We start from the raw sequence: 23,106 nt of genomic DNA on the forward strand, positions 1-23,106 counted from the left end.
TCTGCTCCTTGTCCGGCAAGATCAGGAACGATGTTCCGGCCGGGTTTTTATCGGAATCCCGGCATCAAAAACCAGATTCATCAGATCCACCAGCACATAAGCCGTCAGTCCCCAGATCAGAAACCCCTCGTAGCGCCAGGCGGGTACATCCATCTGGCGTCCATAGGCGTGAATACGATGGGTCTGCAGGGAGTCGGTTTCGAGAAAATACCGTAAAGGCACACGAAACACTGCGTCCAGCTCATCCGGATTGACGGTCAGAGGCACATCCACCGGTACCAGCCCGACCCAGGGCGTCACCTGCAGACGATTCTTGGACAGCACCTGACCTAGCTGGCCCAGCACCTCAACTTCATCCGGCACCAATCCCACCTCCTCCTGCGCTTCCCGCAGGGCCGTAAACAGCAGGTCAGGATCGGTATCGTCATGCTTACCGCCGGGAAAAGCCACTTCGCCGCTATGCGTCGACAGATGGGCTGCACGGCGGGTCAGAATGACTTCCGGATTTTCATGGCAATCAGTGATCGCCACCAATACGCCCGCCTTGCCACCCTCCTCGCGGATACGCAACGGTCTGTGATGGGCAAGGCGTTGTCTCAACTGATTAATCATCGCAGGCTTCGAATCTATATACTCAGTGATCAGGCTCCTGCGGCATAAAAAACCGCCGCAGGGCTTTTCTATTTGTTCTGAACATCATACCTTGTGACTGACAGCATGCCAGCACCGGCTAAGGATCATTGATGAACTATTGCAGCCACTGCGGTTCCAGCGTTCGGCTGGCGGTTCCCGAAGGGGATAACCGACCACGCCATATCTGCGATAACTGCCACACCATCCACTACCTGAACCCGAAGGTTGTCGCGGGCTGCCTGCCCGTCTATGGCGACAAGGTTCTGCTCTGCCGTCGCGCTATCGAACCCCGCAAGGGTCTCTGGACCCTGCCAGCCGGCTTTATGGAGAATGGCGAATCGACTGAACAGGGCGCTTTACGCGAAACCCGCGAAGAAGCCCTGGCCGAAGTGGAACTGATCTCTCTGTATACCGTCACATCGATACTACATGTTAATCAGGTACAGATGCTCTACCTGGCCAGAATGCCACAGCCTGACTTCGGTGCCGGAGAAGAGACCCTCGAAGCGGCGCTGTTCAGCGAAACCGAGATCCCCTGGGATGAACTGGCCTTTGAAACCATCAGTAACGCACTGCGGTTCTATTTCGAAGACCGTAAGCAAGATCAGTTCCCGTTGCGCCATGTAGAGATCGGCGCCAACCGCTAAGCTTCTCCCCCTGTTGGTAGCCTGAAATCGCGGCAAATCGTCACACCGGACAATTTGCCGCGCGTCACTGTGTCACGTTCTCAGCCCTGACCGCCCTGCGTATGATCCGCCTCCGTTTGCCATCGGATGCCATAGGGAGCACACGCAGTCATGCCGATCAGATCTTCAGTACCGTTTTTGGGTCAGCCACTGAGCCTCGCTATTGGCACCCTCTTGCTTAGCCACATTGCCCAGGCCGAACAGGTCGAGCAGGCGGAGACTATGGTGGTCACCGCCAGTCGCAGCGAACAGGCCAGCACCGAGGTCCCGCTCAGCATCGGCGTGATTAATGCCGAGCAGCTGGCACTGGATCAGGGTGCCCATATTGAGGACAGCATAAACGCCGTGGCCGGAGCGACCCTGAACCAGCTTTCCGGCAGCTCCTCCCACAACACCGGCATCCGCCTGCCCCTCAACTACGATGGCTACTACCTGTTCCTGCAGGATGGTATCCCGCTGCAATCGGCCGCCTTCTTTAACCACAATGGTCTGCGCTGGGCCAGTTATAACACCAGCGCCGATCAGATCGAGATCCTCAAAGGCGCCGGCACCACCCTCTATGGCGCCGGCGCGGTAGCCGCCACCATCAATGTGCGCAGCGCCGATCCCGCCTTTGAGCCGGAGAGCAGAGTTAAGCTGCTGGCCGGTGAGAACGACTACAGCCAGCTGCAGTTCAGCCATACCGATGCCATCGCGGATGACCAGGCGATCCTGATCGCCGCCTCGGCCCTGCAGGATGGCGGCTGGCGCGATCACACCCGGCGCGAGCGCCAGGAGCTGTTGCTGAAGCATCTCTGGCAGGGCGAGGAGAGTGAGATTAATACCGTACTGCAGCTGTCACAGCAGGAGGATGAGTCCGCCTCCGGCCTGACCCAGGCCCAGTACGATACGGATATAACCCAGACCGGTCTCAGCGATCAGGTACTGGCGACCGACCCGCAGCGCAGCAGCGACTTTATCCGTCTGAGCATGGAGTGGCTCTACAGCGCCAGCGACCAGCTGGAGATCAGCATCATCCCCTACCTGCGCCACAGCACCAATAACTACGTCGCTACCTGGCGCAGCTATACCCCGGTCGGAGAAACGGCGATCGATTCTATCGGCCTGCTGAATAAGGCCAGCTACCAGCATGATGATGGCAGCGAAACCTTCTTCGGTCTCGATCTGGAACAATCCCAATCCGACGAGCTGAGTTACCAGCCCTTTACCGTCACCACCCGCGGCTGGGGGGCCAACACCTATGTCGCGGGCCACAAGTACCGCGACCAGGAGGTGCAGTACCGCAACCTCTCGCCCTACGTTCAGCACAACCGCTTCCTGTCCGATAACCTGCAGCTGCAGGCCGGTCTGCGCTATGACTACAACCGCTATGAGCTGGAAAATAACCTGGCCGAGGCGGATAACGATAGCTACGGCAACCGCCGCCTGGCCGACCGCAGTGACAGCTTCAGCAGCCTCAACCCAAAGCTAGCAGCCAGCTATCGCCTCAGTGACAGCAGCAACCTCTATGGCCGTATCGCCCAGGCGACCCGACTGCCATCCGCCGCAACCCTATACAACCTCAGCAGTGGCGACAGCAAGAGCCTCGCCGGTGGCGTCGATGAGGAGCGCTCTACCACCTGGGAGCTGGGCTACAAGATGACTTCGGAGCAACTCGACCTGACACTGGCCGCCTACCGCATGGAGATCAGGGATGCCATCGTCCGCGCCGAAGACAGCAAGGGGGACAGCTTCAGTACCAATGCCGGTGAAACCCGCCATCAGGGTGTCGAGCTGGAACTGCTCTACCGCTTTGCCCCGCACTGGAGCCTGCAGGCGGCACTGAGCGAATCGCGCCATAAGTTTATCGACTATATCAATGACGGAACCGACTTCTCCGGCAAGGGGATGATGCGCGCGCCCCATACCAAGGGCTCGCTGGCGCTGAACTGGGTACCGGGGGCCCTGCATACCCAGCTACAGCTGGAGCACTTCGGTACTTACTGGATGGATGATGCCAATACCCAAAAGGCACCGAGTTTCACCCTGCTGAACCTCAAGGCGCGCTATAACATCGAGCCTGACTGGCAGCTGTTCGCCCGGATCGACAACCTGCTGGATCGCCGCTACTCCCACCAGACCGAGATCCGCTATGGCAAGGTGCGCTACTACCCGGGCCAGGGCCTGAACGTCAAAGCCGGTCTCGAATACCGCTGGTAAGGAGAGGAAACCATGACTGCAAATCTCTACCGCTGGCACCGCCGCCTGGCGCTATGGGTGTTACTGCCACTACTGTTCTGGGGCCTCAGCGGCCTGCTGCATCCGCTGATGCGCCTGACCCGGCCGGAGGCGGCCACACCGGTGTATATCGCCCCGGCCTGGCCTGCGGCATTGCAATCGGTAGCACTGCAGCCACTGCTTGAGAAGCAGTCGATCGATGCCGTACACAACCTGCGTCCGGTAAAGCTGGGCGATGACTGGCTGCTGCAGGTTATCCCCAGCGTAGCCGGACCCGGCCGGATGTTAGAGCCCTTAAAAGCAGAGGTGGTCGAAGGGGGCAATCGTGACTATGCGATCCAGCTGGCGCGCCACTTCAGCGGCCTGACACAAATAGCAGTCACCAAGGTGACCCGGCTCGATCAGTTCAGCGCCGAGTATCCGCCGATCAACCGCCTGCTGCCGGTGTGGCGGGTGGAGTTTGCCGATCCCCGGGTCACCACCGCCTTTGTTGATATCCGCCAAGACCGCCTCGGCGCCATCAGCGATGATCGCCGCCGCAGCCTGATGGGACTGTTTCAGACCCTGCACGTCTGGTCCTTTGTGCCGCCCGACCACTGGCTGCGCAGCGCGACCTTTATCGGCCTGATGCTGATGAGTAGTTTTATCGGACTCAGCGGCCTCTACCTCTATACTCTGCTGCCGTTTCGCCAACGCAAACAACCACAACACCTGCACTGGCTGCATCGCCTATCGGGCCTGATCATCTCGATACCGCTGCTGATGTTTACGCTGAGCGGTCTGGTGCGCACCCTGGAGAAACAGTTGCCGGATATCCGCGGCATCCAGCTGGCACAATCGGTTCCCAGCATGCAGCTCGATATCAGCCTCGGCAGCCTGATGGCTCAGGCTCCCGGTATCAACGGCGTGCAGCTGCATAATCTGGATGGGCAGTTACAGTGGCAGCTGCTGCGTCTGCGCCAGCCTGCGCTCTGGCTCGAAGGCAGCCAGTTACAGCCAAGACCCGATGGCGAGCGCCGGTTTGCACAGCAGCTGGTGGCAAAACTGGGCCTGAGCAGTGCAAGTCCCCTTTCCGCCCGGCCGATCCGCAGCTACAGGGATGACCCGGATTACGGCTTTATCGACAAGCGCCTGCCGGTGATGGCACTGGCGTATCCCGGACAGACGCTTTATATCGACAGCCGCGATGCCCTGCTCGCCAAGCAGGTCACAGCCGGCGATCAGCTCTTTGGCTGGGTGTTTCGTTACCTGCATAAGTGGCGTTTTGCCAACAGCCTGGGCCTGAATGGGCGCGATAGCCTGATCGCCCTGGCGATCGGGCTGATCTCAGCCAGCGCCGTCACCGGCGGCCTGATGTGGCTGCGGCGCAAGCGCAAGCAGCGCCGCGCCCATAACGAAAAACGGCCCCAGGCAGTGACTGTCTGAGGCCGTAGGAAAGCTAAGCAGAATTGAGGGTCAGGCAGCGCCAACCAGTTCCGGCTCCGGATTACGCGGCTGCCACTGGCTCAGAATCACCCCGCCGATCACCAGACCGGCGGCCATCATCTGTTCGGCATTCAGGGTCTCGCGCAACACTACATAGGCCAGAATCAGGGTAAACACCGGAATCAGGTTAACGAAGGCGGAGGCCTGGCTGGCTGAGATCTTCGAAACCCCCAGGTTATACATGCCGTAGGCGCCGATATTGATCAGCGTCCCCAGATAGAGGATCGCCAGCACCGCCGGCATCTCGAATGTGGTCGGCATACCACCATCCCAGGCATACACCAGCGGCAGAAAGAACACCGATCCGGCAAAGGCCTGCAGCGCCGTCAGGAACCAGCTCGAATAGCGCTGTGACAGATGTTTCAGACACAGGGTATAACCGGTGGCACAGATCATGGCGCAGAATTCGAGGAAGTTACCCAACAACGGATTCGGCGCACTCTCGCTCTGCTCGCCCGATACGCTGAGCCAGATCGCCCCACACACCGCGATCAAAAAGCCCAGCCAGGCACGTCCGTGCAGACGCTCCTTCAGCAAGAAAAAGGCCCCGACCGCCACCAGCAAGGGTAGCAATGAGGTGATCATTCCCGCTTCCATCGCGGTGGTGTTCTGCAACGCCATCGCCTCAAAGATAAAGTAGAGACAGGGTTCCGAGACCACCATCAGCGCCAGGTATTTCCAGTCTCCGGCACGGTATTCAAACTTTGCGATACGGCGGATCACAAACATAAAGCACAGGGATGCCACCGCCATACGGCCGAAGACCACAAACATCGGATCGTAGTACTGGAACGCCAGCTTCAGGGCGATAAAGGAGCTGGACCACAGCAGCATAGCGGTAAACAGGCTGAATACCGGCAACCAACGGGATTCCATCGGCGAGACCTCAGAAAGAAGAAATTCAAAGATATGTTCAGGTTGCAACGGGACGTTGCCAGAGAGGACTAGAATAGCCCCTTCGCTCAACAAGGAAAATTAATAATCCTGATTGTTAATAAGAAATTCTTATTCTAACAACCGATCAGCCAGGTCCCTTCCTGTGCTAGCATCCGCGCGCATTCAACGTCATCTCAACCTCGATACACACTCATGACACTCATACTCTCAACCTGGGTAAAATTCTTCTTCCTGTTCGCACCCTTCTTCGTGGTGTCGATGTTCCTCTCCCTGACCAAGGGGGCAACATCACAACAACGGGGCAAGACCGCCAATCGTGCCGTGATGGCCGCCTTTCTGACCAGTCTGATCCTGTTCTTCTTCGGTACGCCGCTGTTTGAGGTACTGGGCATCACCCTGGACTCATTCCGTATCGGTGCCGGTATCCTGCTGTTCCTGTCGGCGATCAGCCTGGTGCGCGAGGGCGTGCGGGTCAATGCCGAAGTCCCGGACGACCAGCGGGATGATATCTCGGTAGTACCGCTGGCGATCCCGACCATTATCGGTCCGGCGACCATCGGTACTATCCTGGTCTACGGGGCTGAACTGGAGGGGACCGCCGTGCTGGAAGGCCTCGCCGGTATGGTGCTGGCACTGGTGTGCCTGCTGATCCTGCTGCATCTGGCCAGCCGGCTGGAACGGCTGCTGGGCAATACCGGCCTGAATATTCTCAGTAAGGTTACCGGCCTGATCCTGGCGGCAATGGCCTCGGAGATCGTCCTCTCCGGCCTGCAGGGATTTATCAGCCGCAGCGGGCTTTAACTGCTTCCGGCTGATATTCAGATATCCGCTAGCTGCCAGACGTCGTAGGCCACCTCTTCATAGGGGTGAGCCTGCTTCAAGGTCGCCACCGCCTGCCGAATCAGCGCATCACTGCAGACCATTTCCACCTTCCATTCCGGCAATCTCTCGACCTCCCCCTGCTGGCCGTTATGGGGGTTACTGCCTGCCAGTGGCCGGAACTGCCCCTGCCCCAGGGTTTGCCAGCAACAGCAGTCATAGCCGCCAATCCGTCCCACGCCTGCATCAAACAGCGCCTGCTTCACCGCCTCCAGATCATCCTGCGGCACGAAAAAACTGAGCTTGTACATCCGACCTGCCTCTGCCAATAGTCCTGCGCCCAGCTTAACCAGTTAGCGGACTACTGCCAATGACGCCGTCGCTGCCCCTGCGAGCGATACCCCTCATGGTTGCGGTAACGACGCTCGGCCCGGTGATAGCCGTCGCCATAGGAGTGCTGTCTGCCGGAGTAACCCTGGTCATGACCATGGTGACGGAAGCGATAGGGGCGGTAATGATGCGGCCGCTGATGGTGTGGGCGGTAGTAAAATGGCTGGTAGATATGCGGGCGATAGCGGTGTGGCTTATAAGCCCGATAGGAACGGTGGGGCTTGTAGCGATAATAGCCATGGCCGTAACCACGATAATAGCGATGGCCATAACCGGGATAGCTATGCAGCGAGATAGAACCGCCGTGGTAGCCGTGGATGGGGATATGGATGCTGAAGCCAATGCGGCCTGCCAGGTGCAAGGCGGGGTCAGGCAGAGTCGACAAACGACTGAACGGTGGTATCACCTTTTCAGCTGCGTAGCCGGGGTTGTCAGGATAGCCGGATTGAACCTGCGCCGAAGGTATCTCAACCAGCGCATGTGCGTCCATGCCCAGTAACAACACGGATACCCCCAACAGTAAGAACTGTTTCATGGGAGTGCTCCTCACCCTTATTTCAGGGTATTGCATAGCTCCTTTTTAGCGGGCAACGAATGAATAGGGTGTGAATAAAAAATGAACACACCTTAATCATGGACAACAAGCAGCCGTAAAAGGACTGCAGCCAGATCAAAAATAACAGAACCCGGAGCTTAGCCCGACGGGGTTATCTGCTTAAACCGGCAGGGGAATCGGTCAGAAAGGGTAGAAAATCAGCGGCGATGCGGGCGGGAAGAAAGCAAAGACGCATTAGCACGATGGGGCCTGCGCCTTAGCTGAGGAGACCGATCAGATTTCGTCGATCTGGCGACGGATATCTTCCATCTTACGCGCAACCACCTTTTCAAGGTGTTCCAGCTCTTCCAGCAACTGCTCTTTCTTGGTCGCCGTATTGCGGTCAGCGCTTACCAGCTGATCCAGTTCAGCGACAGCACGCAGGAAGTAAGGGGAGGACTCAGTGGTTGCACGGTAAGGCACCAGGCCTTCGTTGACACGGACGTTCTTGTGCAAACGCTTGAACTTGAATTTCTTACTCTTGGCAAACCATTCGCCCTGGTGGCGGTGGAAATAGATCTTGAGGATATCAGTATCACCCTCGATTCGGGATGTGTACCTTTCGATATCGTATGCATCCTCGATTCCCATCTCCTGAAGGGTTTCGAACTGCTTCTGTGCCATGTCCGTTTATTCTCCTAACATCAATGTTTAGTTGAAGAGTCAGGCCAAAGTGCACCGCTGACTCTTTAGATGAGAACACTCTGCGCAGATATTATCTTTTAGGGTATTTAAATCCGGGAGCCTCTCAGCGACGAGTATAGACCCGTTACCTATACGAAGCTGCCCCCGGGGTCGAAATATCTAAATTCTGCGTATAAATACGGAAACTATTTGCGGCTATCCCGGGGGGGAATTTATACCGCCCGCGCGATTGTCTTCTCAGGCTGAATGGGCACAGACCCAATGGGTGCCATCGGCAAAGCGTTGCTGCAGATAATCCACCAGCTGGCGAACTTTCGGCGACAGGTGACGGCTCTGGGGATATACCGCCCAGACAGCGCCATCACGCACTTCATACTCCCGCAGCACCGGCACCAGCTCGCCGCTTTCCAGATATTGCTCGACGTAGTAATCGGGCAGCTGGGCCACCCCCAGTCCCTTACGCACCGCATCGACAATCGCCAGCCCGGAGTTGGCACGCCAGTTACCGCTTACGCGCAGCTCCTTGGTCTTGCCCGCCACCTGCACCTTCCACTGGTCATTCGAGCCGATCAGGCAGTTGTGGCCGCTGAGCTCCTGCAGGGTATGAGGACGCGGATTGCGCTCGAAATAGCTGGCGGCGGCGCAGATATACTCGCGCCTTGAGATCAGCCGGCGCGCCACCAGGGAGGAGTCGCGCAGCACCCCCATGCGGATAGCGACATCGAAACCTTCGCTGATCAGGTCGACACTGCGGTTGCTCAGATGCAGGTCGATCTCCAGCTGAGGATGCAGCAGCATAAAGTCATTCAATACCGGGGCGATAATATGCTCGCCAAACACCGTGCCACAGCTGATCCTCAACAGCCCCTTCGGCGTGCCCTGATAATCCCTGACCAGATCATCCGCCGCACCGAATCCCTCCAGCAGGTGCCGGCACTGTTCGAAATAGACCCGTCCGACCTCCGTGGCGCTGACCTGCCGGGTCGTGCGGAAAAGCAGCTGGGCATCCAGCTGTTTTTCCAGGAAACTGATCAGCCGGCTGACATGGGACGCGGATACATTCAGTTCCCGCGCCGCAGCAGACAGGCTGCCGTGCCGTACCACGGCGACAAAAGCTTCGATGCCTTCCCAACGATTCATTATTGCTCTCCAGCAAAACTCCTTGCCCCGGGGAAGGATGATCCCCCGCATTTCATGCTCTAGACTGCCTAACCTGAATTAATGATGCAATGCCTGCACATCGCCTCGGCAGGCTGGCCCCACTAAGGCTTCAGCATAACGCGCCAGGCCTCCACGCAACCGGACGGATGAATTAGCGAATTGTCGCTCAGATTGATCCCACAGATCCGGGCATTGCCATGTTACAAGAATAAAGCATCACCGAATTAACCAGAAACCGGAGACTCCAATGAAATCACGCGCCGCCGTGGCCTGGGAAGCAGGCAAACCGCTGTCGATCGAAGAAGTAGATGTACAGGGCCCTAAGGCCGGTGAAGTACTGGTGCGCATCGTTGCGACCGGTGTCTGCCACACTGATGCCTTCACCCTGTCCGGTGCCGATCCGGAAGGTATCTTCCCATCCATCCTCGGCCACGAAGGTGCCGGTGTGGTTGAAGAAGTCGGCCCGGGCGTGACCAGCCTGAAGCCGGGCGACCACGTTATCCCGCTGTACACCGCTGAATGTGGCAAATGTAAGTTCTGCCTGTCCGGCAAGACCAACCTGTGCCAGGCGGTTCGCGCCACTCAGGGCAAGGGCCTGATGCCAGACGGCACCACCCGTTTCTCCGTTGGCGGCAAAGAGCTGTTCCACTACATGGGCTGCTCCACGTTCTCCGAGTACAGCGTAGTCCCGGAGATCTCCCTGGCGAAGATCCACATTGACGCGCCACTGGAAAAAGTATGCCTGCTGGGCTGCGGTATCACCACCGGCATCGGTGCGGTACTGAACACGGCCAAAGTACAGGCGGGCGATACGGTTGCCGTATTCGGCCTGGGTGGTATCGGTCTGTCCGTAATCCAGGGTGCCCGTATGGCCGGTGCCGAGCGCATCATCGCCATCGATGTCAACGAAGACAAGTTCGAGATGGCACGTCAGTTCGGTGCCACCGACTGCGTCAACCCGAAAGACCACGGCGCGCCGATCCAGGAAGTGATCGTCGATATGACCGACGGCGGTGTTGACTACTCCTTCGAGTGTATCGGTAACGTCGATGTGATGCGGTCTGCGCTGGAGTGCTGCCACAAGGGCTGGGGCGAGTCGATCATCATCGGTGTGGCCGGTGCCGGTCAGGAGATCTCCACCCGTCCGTTCCAGCTGGTTACCGGTCGTGTCTGGAAAGGTTCCGCTTTCGGTGGCGTTAAAGGCCGCTCCCAGCTGCCAGGCTACGTTGAGGACTACATGAACGGCAAGATCGAAATCGATCCGTTCATCACCCACACCATGGGTCTGGAAGATATCAACAAGGCTTTCGACCTGATGCACGAAGGTAAGAGCATCCGCTCCGTCATCAAGTTCTAATCTGTGTTTAAACGCCCCCAAGAGGCTGAGTAAGAACGTAATGAGCGCAGGCTAGAGAAGGCAAAAAGACACGAAAAAGCGGAGTCAGCGTGCCCTTTGGGCATTACTGAAGTAAATGAGCATTTTGAGTGTCTTTTTAACGCCCTATAGCCAAGTCGCAATAGTTATTACACAGCCTCGACTGAGAGCGTTTCTATCTGGAGAAACCCTGCATGAGTAACTCTATTGCGTTGGAGCTGGTCAGCGCCAACAAGACCGCTGGCGGCTGGCTGAAGCGCTACCGTCACCGCTCCGGCAGCCTGAACTGCGATATGGTGTTCGCCATCTACCTGCCCCCCCAGGCGGAAGAGCAGTCGGTACCGGCGGTTTACTGGCTTTCCGGCCTGACCTGTACCGATGAGAACTTCAGTCAGAAAGCCGGTGCCTTCCGCGTCGCGGCCGAACTGGGTGTCGCCGTGATCTGTCCGGATACCAGCCCGCGCGGCTGTAACCTGCCGGGCGAAGATGACAGCTATGACTTCGGCAGCGGTGCCGGCTTCTACGTCAACGCCACCCAGGAGCCGTGGAGCCGCCACTACCGCATGTATGACTACGTCAGCGAAGAGCTGCCTTCGATTGTCGAAGCCAACTTCCCGCTGACCGAGCAGCGTGCCATCTCCGGTCACTCGATGGGCGGTCACGGAGCGCTGGTAGTCGGCCTGCGTAATCCTGAGCGCTACAGTTCGATCACTGCATTCTCACCGATCAGCAACCCGATGAACTGCCCCTGGGGCCAGAAGGCGCTGGGCAACTACCTGGGCGATAACCGCGACGACTGGAAACCCTGGGATGCCTCGCAGCTGATCGACCGTGCCGAAGTTAAACTGCCGCTGCTGGTGGATCAGGGCACCGAAGATGAGTTCCTGCACGAACAGCTGAAGCCGGAAGCGCTGCAGCAGGCCTGTGCGGTCAACGAGTACCCGCTGGTGCTGCGGATGCAGCCGGGTTATGACCACAGCTACTACTTCATCGCCTCCTTTATCGAAGATCACCTGCGCTTCCACGCCCAGCATATGGGACTGTAACCGGTAACGCCCGGCCGGACGTTCACTCAGTGGACGTCCGACTTATTGAGTTTTATAGCCTTACGAAGCCTTGCCGACTACGTCCATCAGTTTGGAGTAATCGGTAACAACATCATACTTCACTCGATCCTTATCGATCTGCTCGCTCATCTCGACAAAAAACTTCTTGGCGCACTCAATCTTGGTCTTTTCGATCTCACGCAGCTTCATAGATGACATTGTGCCTTTCGTCTCCGCTACAAAGTAAATGTGGCGCACACTACCATTGCGGAATGAGATCGCCCAGTCCGGGTTATAGTCCCCAACCGGAGTCGGAATCAGGAAGCCTCGAGGAAGCTTGGCGTAAACCACGACCTCACTGCTGGTATCCAACTCTTTAACGAACTCACGCTCCACCGCTGAGTCAGTAATCGCGTAGTCGTAAACATGGTTCTTCAGCTTGGCGGAAGCGCGGGAGAAATCCTGGCTTGTTTGATTTGCCGTAAAGATATCGACACTGTAGCGTTCATCTACTTCGTCATAGGCTAGGCGTTCAATAACCATGGCAGCTTTTTGCTCAGTAATCAGCCTGCTGGCTTCTACTATGAAGTGCTCCGGGTTTTGTTGAAACTGCTTGAAAATAGCAGCCTGAATGCCTTTTAGGATCTCGGCAGTGGTTTGCCGGGTCAGTTGGGTGTTTTCTGCCACCTTACCCAACAGGTCATATTTGACGCGTGAGTGGATGGAGTCACCATACTCTGTCGCGGTCTCTTCAACCCTAAAGCCTTCTCCGTTGCGCAGCTGTTCATCGGTGAGTCCGTCTTGCTGGATGCCTTTACGCACCCAGTATTGCAACGGTGTTACACGCAGCTCTGTATCCAGTGCACTGATGCATTTACGGACCAACTCGTCAGAATCAAAATCCACCTTGTAAACCGCTTTACGATTAATCCGCTCCCAAAGTGCCCGGAACTCTTTCTTATCGAAGTTGGCATTGAGTGGATTGGTTTTCGGCTTGCGACCGTCATCCACCTGGGGTAACTGAGCATCGCTAAAGACGCTGTCAATCAGCTCGAATACCTGATCGGCATAGGGTTGAAGATCGTCCGGCAACGCAGCCAGACTGCTCTCTTCCCTGGACTGCAGGTACAGGTCGGCAATATGATCCGCGTCGTCGGTGTAATCGTTCTTCAGCAGGTAGCGGTAGATCTGTTTGGCCATCACCGCAGTGACTTCAACCTCGCCGTCTTTGGTATTCAGTATCTTGCCGGTAAAGTAGTCCTCATTTGCCTGCCGTGGGCGGGCGGTTAATGTCTCGGTGATCTCCTGCTGAAGGCCAGCAACAAAGTCCGTATAGCTTTCGCTGGCAATGACCGTCAGTACGTTGATGTCATGAACCACCGCTGGGTGGTCCATACGATCGCCATGTTTGTCCACCGCCAGGCGCAGGCCGCGCCCGACTTCCTGACGGCGTGAAATGGTATTATCGCTGTGCTTGAGCATACACATGACAAACACGTTGGGGTTGTCCCAGCCTTCTCGCAAAGCAGAGTGAGAGAAGATAAAGCGTGTAGGCTCCTCGAATGACAGCAGACGCTCTTTGTCCTTCAGAATCAGATCGTAAGCATCCACATCATCGGAATCGACCGACCGGGCGCCAACCTTAGGGTCTTTTAGCCGGTTGGTTTTCTTATCGATCGAGAAGTAGCCGTTATGAGTCTTCTCGGCTGCAATCTGCTCCAGGTGCTTACGGTAAGCTTGGTTATCGATTGCCAGCTCAGACAGATATTCATCCTTCAGCAGCAGGTACTCTTCCTCAAAGATTCGCGCATACTCACCTTTTTCATCGCCCTGCTCGTAATCACGGTATTTGGCCACTTCATCAATGAAGAACAACGACAGCACTTTGATTCCCTGAGCAAAGAGCTGCTTTTCCCGATCCAGGTGGGACTTAATGGTCTCACGGATCTGGATGCGACGTACATCTCGCTCCGAGACATCACCGTGGGCTTCACCCGCCTTCAACACGATGCCATTAGTGAACTCAACGGTATCCGTGTTGTAGTCTATCTGACTAATGGTAAAACCATCCCGGTATTGATCCAACTCACCTGACTCCACAAACAGGTCGTCGCGAAACGCCAAGCGGCGTAACTGTCGCTTTATCTCACCGGACTTCAGCTTTATCTCAAGCTCGATACGGGCCACAGGCGCTTTTTTCGATATATCGATCCCTTCCAGGTATAGGTAGGCGTTAGTACCGGCCAGGCCGCGAGTCTGTATGCCACGTACCGCAATCTTTTTGACCAGCTTCTGGTTGTAGGCATCCAGGGCGTCCAAGCGGTGTATACGATTGTGCTGGGTTTTGTGGGTAGCCGAGTAGCGCAGAATCATCAGTGGATTAAATCGAGGTAGTGCTTCCTGGGTGGCCTTGCCCTCCATCTTTTGCGGCTCGTCCAGAATCAGTATTGGCCGGTTAGCTGCGATAACCTCAATAGGCTTGCGCGACTGAAAATCATCCAGTTCGTCATAAATACGCCGGTTATCCTTTCCTCGGGCATTGAATGCCTGGATGTTCATCACCATCACATTGATGCCAGCATCCGATGAAAAGCTTTCCAGCTCGTGCAGACGTTTGGAGTTGTAGATAAAGAAACGTGCCTTCTTACCGTAGCTCTCGGTAAAATGATCGGCGGTAATCTGCAGCGACTTATACACTCCTTCTCGGATAGCGACTGAAGGCACCATAATGATGAACTTGCTCCAGCCATAGCGCTTGTTCATCTCAAAAATGGTCTTGATATAGCAATAGGTCTTGCCGGTGCCGGTCTCCATCTCTACATCCAGATGCAACCGTGTAGCGGCCAGGGCCCGCTTCTTGTAATCGGCTTTCACCGATACCCGATTGCCTTTCTTGTCGTAGGTGGTAAACCCGGTCAGAGCGTCTGTGACAGACAGATTCTGTCGGCGCTGTACCTTCTGAATATTTTCCAGTACCTGTGCTTCGGTCAGAGCCAGATCCGTATTCTTGAAGCCCTCTTCAAACGCGCTCGCCTGTGCTCTATGGCCAGGATCAATACGATAAGTAATGCCATCAACCTTCGGCTGTCCAGCGAAACATTCCACCACGGATTCGACCGCATTCGTCTGGTAGGCTTGGGTTTTGAATTTGAGCTTCATGCTGTTCTCTATTTCTGCAAAAGTTCTGCATTCTTTTCTGCAAACAACCCTTGCAGAAAAGAATGCAGAAAGCAGTATCTTATTGTTTAGTAAAACAATTTACAGAGTAATATATCTACAAAGGTATGATTTTATTCTGCAAGTTTCCAAATAGGGCTACGGCGTGATCCCGTATTACGAATACGCCCCTGACGCCTCAGTTTGGTCAGTAAGTTGCCGATTTTGTGCTGTTTCTGCTCCAGAGAGAGCCCGTCGCTTAGCTTATCTAACAGCAGTTTATCTATTTCGGCACGCGATGCCTCGCCAAACTTTCCAAGATAATCCGTCAGTAATTTGGCATAGAATTCATCGTCCTGAGCGCGGGTTCGAATGTAATCCGCTTTACCCGCGGTTGCCTTGGCTACTTTTGCAGAGACATAGACGTTGGGCTTACGCCCCTCAATCAGTCCCTCACGCCTAAGCCGTGTCACAGCCTCATCAGGGATCGGCAGCTTTTTCTGCACACGATCCAAGGCCAATATATCCGCCAGTGGCAAGTCAGTCTTCTGAATCAGTAATCGGCTATAGGCCGGGTCAACCACGCTACCGTAAATCGTTAGCTTCACTGCATTTGATGCGCTCAGGTCATAATCCGGCATAGGGAAGTACCGCCGTACCTGACGGGCATACATGTCGTGGATGCCGTAGCCCATGGTATCAATCATATTGAACTCAGCCATCGCCTGGGCCAGAAAAGGATTTCGGTAACGGCGCGGAACCCGGTTCCCTTCCAGATAATCGCTCGGCTCACCCTCAAAAAAGAGGCCGTCATTTTCAAAGATCAGACGGTCCGGTTGCTCAATCACAACCACGCGAGCGTTGCGGCTGTAATCCTGATGGGCGATGCAGTTGTGCAGAGCCTCCAGTACGATCTTCTGGTCATACTTGGAGACCTCTATTGGCACCAGTTCATCCTCTGGTAAAAGCCTGAGCTGAATATTGCGAATACGCTGGTACAACTTGGAACTGTTTAACAGAAAAGGTGGCGTAAAGTGCTCATACGCCCGCTCCGGCCCCTCCAGTTTCCAGGTCATCTGGGCTGGATGCGGTGAAAGTCTCCAGGCCGATTCTGCTTTACCCAATAGCAAAAGTGCGGCGCGGGTGATTTGGCCATTTTGAGTGATACGCGCACGATCCAGAAAGGTTGTCAGCGGCCAGCTTGCCACCTCTTCTGCGGTGAAGCGGTTGGCATATTTTTGAGCGAAAGCTTCCCGTGCTTTTTGGACGGCAGCACCATCCAGGTCATCCAAGGAAGCATCCGCAACCCACTGTGCCGTCCAGTCCTGAGAGATGGTCTGCTGACGAATTTCGTCCTGCTTGTCCAGACCCAGAGGGCTCAGGCTTTCGCCCGCCCTAGCGTAGTAATGGCCTTTCCATGCGATGGGGATACCACGGGGGGCTGCCGGAATTTCGAATAGCACCACACGCCCCGCCGCGTGGCTCAGCACATGTATTTCGCGGAAAGTTACGCTGGGTTCCGTGCATTGGGCCATTTGCTGCTTTAGCCCTTGCAGGCGCTCAGGGTCTTCGCGGTAGTTGGAACCCATCACACTACGGCTTTTATTGTCTACCCCAAACACCAACCAGGCACTGTCCTGCTCATGCAGGTTAGCTTCGTTACTCAGTGCTGAAAAATACTCGCCTATTTTATCGGTCTTATAATTTTCATCCGCCTGCTTGAACTCCACCACCTCGTTCTCCCAGGTGCTGATAAGTTGCTCCAGCAGAGCACTTAGCTCGATTGGCTGCATGCGCTGACCTCAGATCGCTTTGACTTCGGTGGTAGGTGAAAGCTGACGGAAGATCTGCTCAACGTTGATCTTCACCGCATCCGTCTCAAAACCGTTATCACGGAACACTACACGCAGGGGTTCGGACTTCGCCAGCTCCTTAACCAGTGCTTCGCTGATACCCTGATCGAAGCAAGCTACCAGTGCATTATCATCGACATAGAAGACGGTTTTACCCTGAATCGATTCACGGCGTATTGGCAGTGTCAGATCCACCCCCCAATCGACCAGTACCTGGAACAGCAAGTCTTCTGCACTGCGATCAGGCTTAACGTTATCGACCGTATCTAACAGATCGCCCTGGGATAGCTGGTCGGGCCGGTAGTAAATGTCCTTCATACTGGAACTATCCAGCTTGAGAACACGAAAGCCCAGAGGTGTATTCCCATCGCCCTGGAGTTCATTAATGACATTCACCAGGCGTGACCTGCCCATATCGAATATGGTTTTCATTTGAGGCTCGGGAATGCGCAGAGGCTCCGCGATCTGTACGCCGATAAAGCGTCTATTTCCTCCGTCTGTGCGGTTTTGCTCAAGTACGGCATGCGCGGTGCTACAGCTTCCACTAAAGAAGTCCAAAACAATATCGCTACCGTCTGGAGAAGTAGATAACTGTAAAATCCGCTGAATAAGTGCTATAGGTTTAACTGAATTAAAAACATTCTCGGTATTTTCAAAAGGAACATATTTTAGCAGTGTTTTCTTTGCATCTTGAGTATGGCCGACCTCCTTATATACCCATAAAGTCTGAGGAGTCCTGCCAGCAGAAACCTCTGTTAAAAACCGTTTAACAGCAGGTACATTATTTCCACTTTCACCCCACCAAATCCGATTATCAGAGTCAAGCTCCTTGAACTTTTTTTCACTAAACCGCCAATACATTCCTCGTGGAGGTCCGTCTATCAATCTCCCAGATGGACATGTAATAGCATAAACCCCAGCGCTGTAAGGGTTTCTTGCTGAAAGATCTGCCGCTTTCCATACTCCCCTAGGATCATTATCAGGGTTTTTATACCTTGCTTCCATTTCCTCTGTTCTTGGAAGCGCATTAGGAGACCAAGTTTCCTTATTCTTAGCAAAAACCAGAATGAAATCATGATCCTCCGAAAACCATTTGGCTGAGTTTTTCGGGGCATAGACTTTTTGCCAGATAATAGTGGCAATAAAATTTGATTCTCCAAAAATCTCGTTGCCCAGCTTACGAAGGTTGTCTACCTCATTGTCGTCAATTGAGATGAAAACCACACCGTCATCGGAAAGCAGATTTTTAGCAAGGCGTAGCCTTGGATAAAGCATTGATAACCAATCTGAGTGAAAACGGCCATTCGCTTCAGTGTTGGCAATTAAACGGCTGCCCTCTGCATTTCTCTGCCCAGAAGCATCCAGATACTCCCCGGCCTCTTGTGAGTAATCATCGTCGTATATAAAGTCTCGACCGGTGTTGTAAGGAGGGTCGATATAAATGAGCTTCACCCGCCCCACAAAAGATTCCTGAAGCACTTTGAGGACTTCAAGGTTATCGCCTTCAATCAGCAGATTATTGGTACTATCAAAATTTATACTTTCTTCTCTAACAGGGCGGAGCGTTTTCGAGCACGCCTTGTTGGCTGTAACTAGTGCCTCCCGCTTACCCGGCCAATCCAGCCGATAGCGCTCCTGCGGCCCGTCCACAATATGATCACTGAGTTCCTGCTTTAACTGGTCAAAATCGACCGCCAGACGCAGTTCACCGCTGGTTTCATCCCGTGCTTCTGTTACGCAGCCGGGAAACAGCTCGCGGATTTTGGTGATATTGTCCTGACCCAGGTCAGGGCTGTGCATCTTCAATTTTTCCATGGTGGTTCTCTTAACTCTCAGTGGCTCACGGTCAGGGGCCGACTGGACTGCAGCTGCGCCAACTGCTGTTTGACTTCGCGCAGCTCGCGGTTGATGGCGACGCGCTTGTTATACTGTTTTTCGCGCTTTAAACGCGCTTTGATTCGGTCGATCTCTTTCTGTTTGGTATCGATGGCTTCTGCCAGGGCAATCCGCTGCGCTAACGAAGGGACTGCCAGTTCGATGTTTTGTGTAGTGTCGGGCTGGCCGGAAACCTTATAGCCTGGACCTGTATCCCGAACACCGTAGCTGGATGGTGGTACGGACTCTACAACGTTGCTTGCATCGACCAAGGGGCTAAGCAGCAATTTATAAAGCAGTGACAAATCCAGCGCCATTGGCAGCGGCTCACGCTGCGCCTCTTTCGATACCCAGGCGCTTTCAAAGTAACGGCTCAGCGCCCAGCGGCTGTTATCTGTTTCATGGGGGCGTTTGTAGGCAGCAGCCAGCTTGACCTGGCCGCGGTAGGATAACTCAAACAGGATCGGAAAGGGGATCGCCTTATCGATAGCCTGCAGTACCTTGTGATCCAGCCGTGGGGTTTTCAGTTTAACCTGAAATATCTGTATCTCGCTGACCGCTTCGGTCGCCGAGATATTAATGGTTTCCGGGGCCAGCTTATAAGCCCAGGTTAGCTGATCAACTTCTTGTACGAACAGATCCTTGAGCGCTGTTTTGGCATCTGCATGCTGGTAAATCTTGCGTTTAGGTACAGCGCGGCCAAACGCAGCGGTTTGGGGCCAGGCAAAGAGCCTCATGCCGTGGCTCCTTCACTCATGTTACCAACGGTGTCCTCTATCACCAGAAAGGCGATCAGCTCAAAATCATTCAGCCCCGTGATGGAATTGATAAGTGCGCTGGTGCGTCCCCCCCTGAACAGACTGTCGATATCATTTTCTTCCTGCATCTCGATCATCGAGCGAATCGCTTCACTTAACAGATCGGAGTAGGCATCCATCTGACGGCCATCCAGGGTGCGCTGGTTAAATGTGCGACATACATCATGAACAGGCTCAGACCGGCCTTTACAGCTGGACCGAATAAGGTCCAGCAGACGCTTCACATCAGTATGGTCCGCAATCACTTCGCCATCCTCGGCGATATACACCAAATAATAGGGATGAAGTCGGTTCTGCTGGCTGATGTTGACACTGTCGTGCATATTTCTCAGTGCGAAGATCACACCTGGCTGCAACCCTAGCTCAGGCTGAGCAGGGACTACGGCGTGCATGCCCAAAGGCACGCCATCCAGCTCTCCGTGCGTCTTAACATAGTTAAGCAGATCCATACGGAAGTCATTCAGCCCCAGGTCGGTAATGGATATGCCGGTCTTAACATCCTCCAGCTCGATGACTTCGTCCTGAAGCCGTTTGAGCTGCTCCTTACGGTAGGCGATATCGCTGGATTTGGCCGTCAACACGTTGTCATCACCAGTGGCGGTGATATCGGTAATCACCATACGGTTTTCAACGCGTTCCTTGAGGTTGATATATTCATCCAGGCTAATATCGGGCCAGTAGTTAACGAGCTGAACCTGAGCGTTGGGGGAGCCTATGCGATCGATACGGCCAAAACGCTGGATGATGCGTACCGGATTCCAGTGAATATCATAGTTGATCAGATAATCACAATCCTGCAGGTTCTGGCCCTCTGAGATACAGTCGGTGCCAATCAGTATATCCAGTTCCGCGAATTCGTTCGGCAGGGCGATCGCCTTGTCCTTGGACAGAGGTGAAAACAGTGTCAACAGACTCTGAAAGTCGTAGCCCTTTTTCAACGTCGACTTAGGTGCATCTGAACCAGTCACTTTGCCGACATTCAGGTCGAGCTGCTGGGCCAGCGGAACCAGGTTTTCATAGATATACTGGGCAGTGTCCGCAAACGCTGTAAAGATCAGCACCTTACGATTGCCAGGGTTGATCGGCTGTTCAATCTTCTGCTGGATCTGCTGCAGAAGGTGCTGCAGTTTGGCATCGTCTTCAGGAGCGACCTTACTAATGGATTCTAGTAGAGCGTTGATTCGTTCGAGGTCTGTCGATAGTTCATACCGCCAGGATGGCAGATCCATATCAGCCAAACTGATCTTGACCTTCTTACCGACAGTAAAGTCATTAAGCCCGGATAGATCTTCGTCATCCGGATCAAAAGAGCTGAAATCGGACAGGTCATCGCCTATGTCTGCATTGAGGCCGCTGTATTCGAATGTATCAATCGCTTCCAGCGTATTCAGGATATTGCTCTGGAGGACACCTAGGGTCTTTCTGAACGCATAAATAGAGCTTTCCAGCCGCTTTAGCAGGTTCGTGGTCATCAAGGCCTGCAGACTGCGTTCACGGTCAGCCTGCCTTAACTTGCCTTTGCCACCTTCAACCTGGGTATCGTACATCTCTTCGTATTTACGCAATCGGCTGGGCAGGATATAGCTGATTGGCGCGTAGACAGCCAGCCTGAGCAACGACAGCTGGGCAAAAATGGTGTTGAGATCGGCAATATCACGCCGCGTGGTGATCGGGCAACGAAACGATAAGGGTTTACGGCGCTGCGGGAATTGGCCAATTTCACTTGTGTCATAAAAGGTCTGGATATGCTTGCGTGACCGGGCAATGGTCACAGCGTCCAGCAACTCGAAAAAATCGAAATCAAGGGCCTTCAGAATGGATGCAGCGGTGCGTTCTTCTGCCGGCAGGACAGACCATCCGTTAAAGGTTTTTTGCGCCCTGCGGAATATTTCTTCCACACTGGTACGGATATTGAGGTGCTGGCCAAGCGCATCAGAGTCGCCTTCATAGGCCAGAGCCAGTTGGTTGCGCAGATCAGTAAAGCGATTATTAACCGGGGTGGCTGATAGCATTAGTACCTTAGTTTTCACTCCGGCCTGAATCACCTTGCGCATTAGCTTCTGATAGCGAGTTTCCCGGTCGCGGTAGACATCGTTGTTACGGAAGTTGTGAGACTCGTCGATAACCACCAGGTCGTAATTGCCCCAATTCACCCGGTTTAGTGGGATACCGAAAGATTCGCCAGCGGTGCGCGACAGGTCAGTATGACAGAGCACATCATAGTTAAACCGGTCTTTGACGAAAATATTGGTGGTCAGGTTGCTGTTATAGTTGCGCCAGTTATCCGCTAGCTTTTTTGGACAGAGCACCAGCACTGAGCGGTTCCGAAGCTCATAATACTTGATGACTGCGAGCGCCGTGAACGTCTTGCCCAACCCCACACTGTCGGCCAATATGCAGCCATTATGGGTCTCAAGCTTGTTGATAAGGCCAGTGGCAGCATCTTCCTGATAGTTGAAGAGTTTGTTCCAAACTTGAGTATCGCGATAGCCGGTCAGGTCTTTGGGCAGCACGTCCTCGTCAACATCTTCCAGAAAATCGCGGAAAATGTTGTAGAGCATGGTGAAGTAGATGCGCTCCGGCGAATTTTCCTGATAGACAGATTCGATATGATCGCAAATGGCAGCGGTCACATCCTGAACCCTGTTCGGATCAGACCAGATCTGGTCGAACAGATTCAGGTACTGTTTGGCATGTACCGGGTCATCCATGCGGTGGACAAAGTTGGACGTGGCATCGCTGGACTGATATCCAAGATCCATTGCGGTAAAGCCATTGACCGGCATATAGGCCACGCTCTCACCCTGTTGCTCCACATGTACGAATGATTGCATGGAGGCCTTAGTTTTGTTTGAGCGAAAGGTGACTTTCTTACGTATCCATGCAGCGCACTCACGAGCAACGGCACGTTGCGTGAGCTTATTGCGAAGTTGAATCTCGAATTCGCTGCCGTAAAGCCGGGTTTCCCGGTGTTTCATAGGGATAAAAAACTCACGACGCTCCTTCTTCATACGGTCTGTCACTTCATTGGGTACGAAGGTGGGTGCGGTGAAAATAAACTCCAGACTGTCAATATTTGAAAGCTCGGATTTAAGAGCTTCAAATGCATAGATGGAAAAACAAGAGGCCGCAATTTTCAGCCTGGAGTCCGGTGTGATTTGTTCCTTAAGGTCATCACCGAGTAGACGGTTGATGTTGTCGATCATCTCCAAAATCGGCCCTCCCATGGGCATGCCATGCCTGGCTTAACACTTCATCAATGATACATACCAAATGAACCTCAGCAGTCTTGCTATCAGAGTCGCTCTGATGAGAGATGTCATCGATCAGATACCGAATACACCAAGTCACAGCATAGGGCGCTTATCCAAGCACTAAGCCTGTAACAATACGAATTCTAGTGGTGTGATGAGGTACAGAAAAAATTCTGTCTAAGTCCATTATCCGGGGTAGTT

17 protein-coding genes are annotated in these 23,106 nt (G+C 54.3%); 6 read left to right on the top strand and 11 right to left on the bottom strand.

Annotated elements, in window-relative coordinates:
* Positions 1-21: 21 nt before the first annotated feature.
* Positions 22-612 (bottom strand): CoA pyrophosphatase, encoded by a 591-nt coding sequence (locus Q354_RS0118690; protein ID WP_027858934.1) that lies wholly within the window; start codon positions 610-612, stop codon positions 22-24.
* Positions 613-743: 131 nt separating this feature from the next.
* Between Q354_RS0118690 and Q354_RS0118695 the strand changes: the two genes are divergently transcribed.
* From Q354_RS0118695 to Q354_RS0118705, 3 genes are all read left to right on the top strand, one after another.
* Positions 744-1,280: an NUDIX hydrolase gene (locus Q354_RS0118695; protein WP_027858935.1), complete on the top strand. Its 537-nt coding sequence runs from the start codon at positions 744-746 to the stop codon at positions 1,278-1,280.
* 150 nt (positions 1,281-1,430) lie between these two features.
* Positions 1,431-3,518, top strand: coding sequence for a TonB-dependent receptor (locus tag Q354_RS0118700; protein ID WP_051560336.1), 2,088 nt, complete (start codon positions 1,431-1,433; stop codon positions 3,516-3,518).
* Positions 3,519-3,530: 12 nt separating this feature from the next.
* Positions 3,531-4,961 (top strand): PepSY-associated TM helix domain-containing protein, encoded by a 1,431-nt coding sequence (locus Q354_RS0118705; protein ID WP_027858937.1) that lies wholly within the window; start codon positions 3,531-3,533, stop codon positions 4,959-4,961.
* 30 nt (positions 4,962-4,991) lie between these two features.
* Here Q354_RS0118705 and Q354_RS0118710 read toward each other — a convergent pair whose 3' ends face one another.
* Positions 4,992-5,897 (bottom strand): DMT family transporter, encoded by a 906-nt coding sequence (locus Q354_RS0118710; RefSeq protein ID WP_027858938.1) that lies wholly within the window; start codon positions 5,895-5,897, stop codon positions 4,992-4,994.
* A 213-nt stretch (positions 5,898-6,110) separates the two neighbouring features.
* On the opposite strand from Q354_RS0118710, the gene Q354_RS0118715 reads away from it, so the two are divergent.
* Positions 6,111-6,719 carry a MarC family protein gene (locus Q354_RS0118715; protein ID WP_027858939.1) on the top strand — a complete coding sequence of 203 codons (609 nt, stop codon included), beginning with the start codon at positions 6,111-6,113 and terminating at the stop codon, positions 6,717-6,719.
* A gap of 17 nt (positions 6,720-6,736) precedes the next feature.
* On the opposite strand, the gene Q354_RS0118720 is transcribed toward Q354_RS0118715, so the two are convergent.
* The 4 genes from Q354_RS0118720 to Q354_RS0118735 all read right to left on the bottom strand — a co-directional run bounded on the left by Q354_RS0118720 (position 6,737) and on the right by Q354_RS0118735 (position 9,507).
* Complete coding sequence (locus tag Q354_RS0118720) at positions 6,737-7,048, bottom strand: Nif3-like dinuclear metal center hexameric protein (RefSeq protein ID WP_027858940.1); 312 nt, start codon at positions 7,046-7,048, stop codon at positions 6,737-6,739.
* Between the two features lie 50 nt (positions 7,049-7,098).
* Positions 7,099-7,662 (bottom strand): hypothetical protein, encoded by a 564-nt coding sequence (locus tag Q354_RS28360; RefSeq protein WP_156948425.1) that lies wholly within the window; start codon positions 7,660-7,662, stop codon positions 7,099-7,101.
* 294 nt (positions 7,663-7,956) lie between these two features.
* Complete coding sequence (locus tag Q354_RS0118730) at positions 7,957-8,346, bottom strand: DUF3461 family protein (RefSeq protein ID WP_027858942.1); 390 nt, start codon at positions 8,344-8,346, stop codon at positions 7,957-7,959.
* A 258-nt stretch (positions 8,347-8,604) separates the two neighbouring features.
* On the bottom strand, positions 8,605-9,507 hold the full coding sequence (locus Q354_RS0118735) for a LysR family transcriptional regulator (RefSeq protein ID WP_027858943.1): 903 nt from the start codon (positions 9,505-9,507) through the stop codon (positions 8,605-8,607).
* A 268-nt stretch (positions 9,508-9,775) separates the two neighbouring features.
* On the opposite strand from Q354_RS0118735, the gene Q354_RS0118740 reads away from it, so the two are divergent.
* Both Q354_RS0118740 and fghA read left to right on the top strand, forming a co-directional pair.
* Entirely contained in the window at positions 9,776-10,885 is a 1,110-nt protein-coding gene (locus tag Q354_RS0118740) for an S-(hydroxymethyl)glutathione dehydrogenase/class III alcohol dehydrogenase (protein WP_027858944.1), read from the top strand.
* Positions 10,886-11,097: 212 nt separating this feature from the next.
* Positions 11,098-11,949, top strand: coding sequence for an S-formylglutathione hydrolase (gene fghA, locus Q354_RS0118745; RefSeq protein ID WP_027858945.1), 852 nt, complete (start codon positions 11,098-11,100; stop codon positions 11,947-11,949).
* Between the two features lie 60 nt (positions 11,950-12,009).
* Here the strand turns inward: fghA and Q354_RS0118750 are convergent, their stop codons facing one another.
* From Q354_RS0118750 to Q354_RS0118770, 5 genes are all read right to left on the bottom strand, one after another.
* Entirely contained in the window at positions 12,010-15,108 is a 3,099-nt protein-coding gene (locus tag Q354_RS0118750) for a type III restriction-modification system endonuclease (protein WP_027858946.1), read from the bottom strand.
* 131 nt (positions 15,109-15,239) lie between these two features.
* The gene (locus Q354_RS0118755) at positions 15,240-16,898 is read right to left on the bottom strand and encodes an RNA-binding domain-containing protein (RefSeq protein ID WP_027858947.1); all 1,659 of its coding nucleotides are present in this window, start codon (positions 16,896-16,898) and stop codon (positions 15,240-15,242) included.
* 9 nt (positions 16,899-16,907) lie between these two features.
* On the bottom strand, positions 16,908-18,773 hold the full coding sequence (locus tag Q354_RS0118760; protein WP_027858948.1) for a site-specific DNA-methyltransferase: 1,866 nt from the start codon (positions 18,771-18,773) through the stop codon (positions 16,908-16,910).
* A gap of 17 nt (positions 18,774-18,790) precedes the next feature.
* Positions 18,791-19,570, bottom strand: a complete 780-nt coding sequence (locus Q354_RS0118765) for a DUF4391 domain-containing protein (RefSeq protein WP_027858949.1) — start codon at positions 19,568-19,570, stop codon at positions 18,791-18,793.
* Positions 19,567-22,857 (bottom strand): helicase-related protein, encoded by a 3,291-nt coding sequence (locus Q354_RS0118770; RefSeq protein ID WP_211252295.1) that lies wholly within the window; start codon positions 22,855-22,857, stop codon positions 19,567-19,569. Before Q354_RS0118770 ends, Q354_RS0118765 begins: the two co-directional genes overlap by 4 nt.
* Positions 22,858-23,106: the final 249 nt, after the last annotated feature.

Source organism: Marinobacterium jannaschii DSM 6295 (genome assembly GCF_000620085.1).
Lineage (GTDB): Bacteria > Pseudomonadota > Gammaproteobacteria > Pseudomonadales > Balneatricaceae > Pontibacterium > Pontibacterium jannaschii.

Coding starts and splice junctions, on each gene's coding strand:
- Q354_RS0118765 (WP_027858949.1), bottom strand. CDS start 19,570: ATGAGGCTCTTTGCCTGGCCCCAAACCGCTGCGTTTGGCCGCGCTGTA.
- Q354_RS0118715 (WP_027858939.1), top strand. CDS start 6,111: ATGACACTCATACTCTCAACCTGGGTAAAATTCTTCTTCCTGTTCGCA.
- Q354_RS0118730 (WP_027858942.1), bottom strand. CDS start 8,346: ATGGCACAGAAGCAGTTCGAAACCCTTCAGGAGATGGGAATCGAGGAT.
- Q354_RS0118695 (WP_027858935.1), top strand. CDS start 744: ATGAACTATTGCAGCCACTGCGGTTCCAGCGTTCGGCTGGCGGTTCCC.
- Q354_RS0118735 (WP_027858943.1), bottom strand. CDS start 9,507: ATGAATCGTTGGGAAGGCATCGAAGCTTTTGTCGCCGTGGTACGGCAC.
- Q354_RS0118755 (WP_027858947.1), bottom strand. CDS start 16,898: ATGCAGCCAATCGAGCTAAGTGCTCTGCTGGAGCAACTTATCAGCACC.
- Q354_RS0118770 (WP_211252295.1), bottom strand. CDS start 22,857: ATGATCGACAACATCAACCGTCTACTCGGTGATGACCTTAAGGAACAA.
- Q354_RS28360 (WP_156948425.1), bottom strand. CDS start 7,662: ATGAAACAGTTCTTACTGTTGGGGGTATCCGTGTTGTTACTGGGCATG.
- Q354_RS0118700 (WP_051560336.1), top strand. CDS start 1,431: ATGCCGATCAGATCTTCAGTACCGTTTTTGGGTCAGCCACTGAGCCTC.
- Q354_RS0118690 (WP_027858934.1), bottom strand. CDS start 612: ATGATTAATCAGTTGAGACAACGCCTTGCCCATCACAGACCGTTGCGT.
- fghA (WP_027858945.1), top strand. CDS start 11,098: ATGAGTAACTCTATTGCGTTGGAGCTGGTCAGCGCCAACAAGACCGCT.
- Q354_RS0118760 (WP_027858948.1), bottom strand. CDS start 18,773: ATGGAAAAATTGAAGATGCACAGCCCTGACCTGGGTCAGGACAATATC.
- Q354_RS0118750 (WP_027858946.1), bottom strand. CDS start 15,108: ATGAAGCTCAAATTCAAAACCCAAGCCTACCAGACGAATGCGGTCGAA.
- Q354_RS0118710 (WP_027858938.1), bottom strand. CDS start 5,897: ATGGAATCCCGTTGGTTGCCGGTATTCAGCCTGTTTACCGCTATGCTG.
- Q354_RS0118705 (WP_027858937.1), top strand. CDS start 3,531: ATGACTGCAAATCTCTACCGCTGGCACCGCCGCCTGGCGCTATGGGTG.
- Q354_RS0118720 (WP_027858940.1), bottom strand. CDS start 7,048: ATGTACAAGCTCAGTTTTTTCGTGCCGCAGGATGATCTGGAGGCGGTG.
- Q354_RS0118740 (WP_027858944.1), top strand. CDS start 9,776: ATGAAATCACGCGCCGCCGTGGCCTGGGAAGCAGGCAAACCGCTGTCG.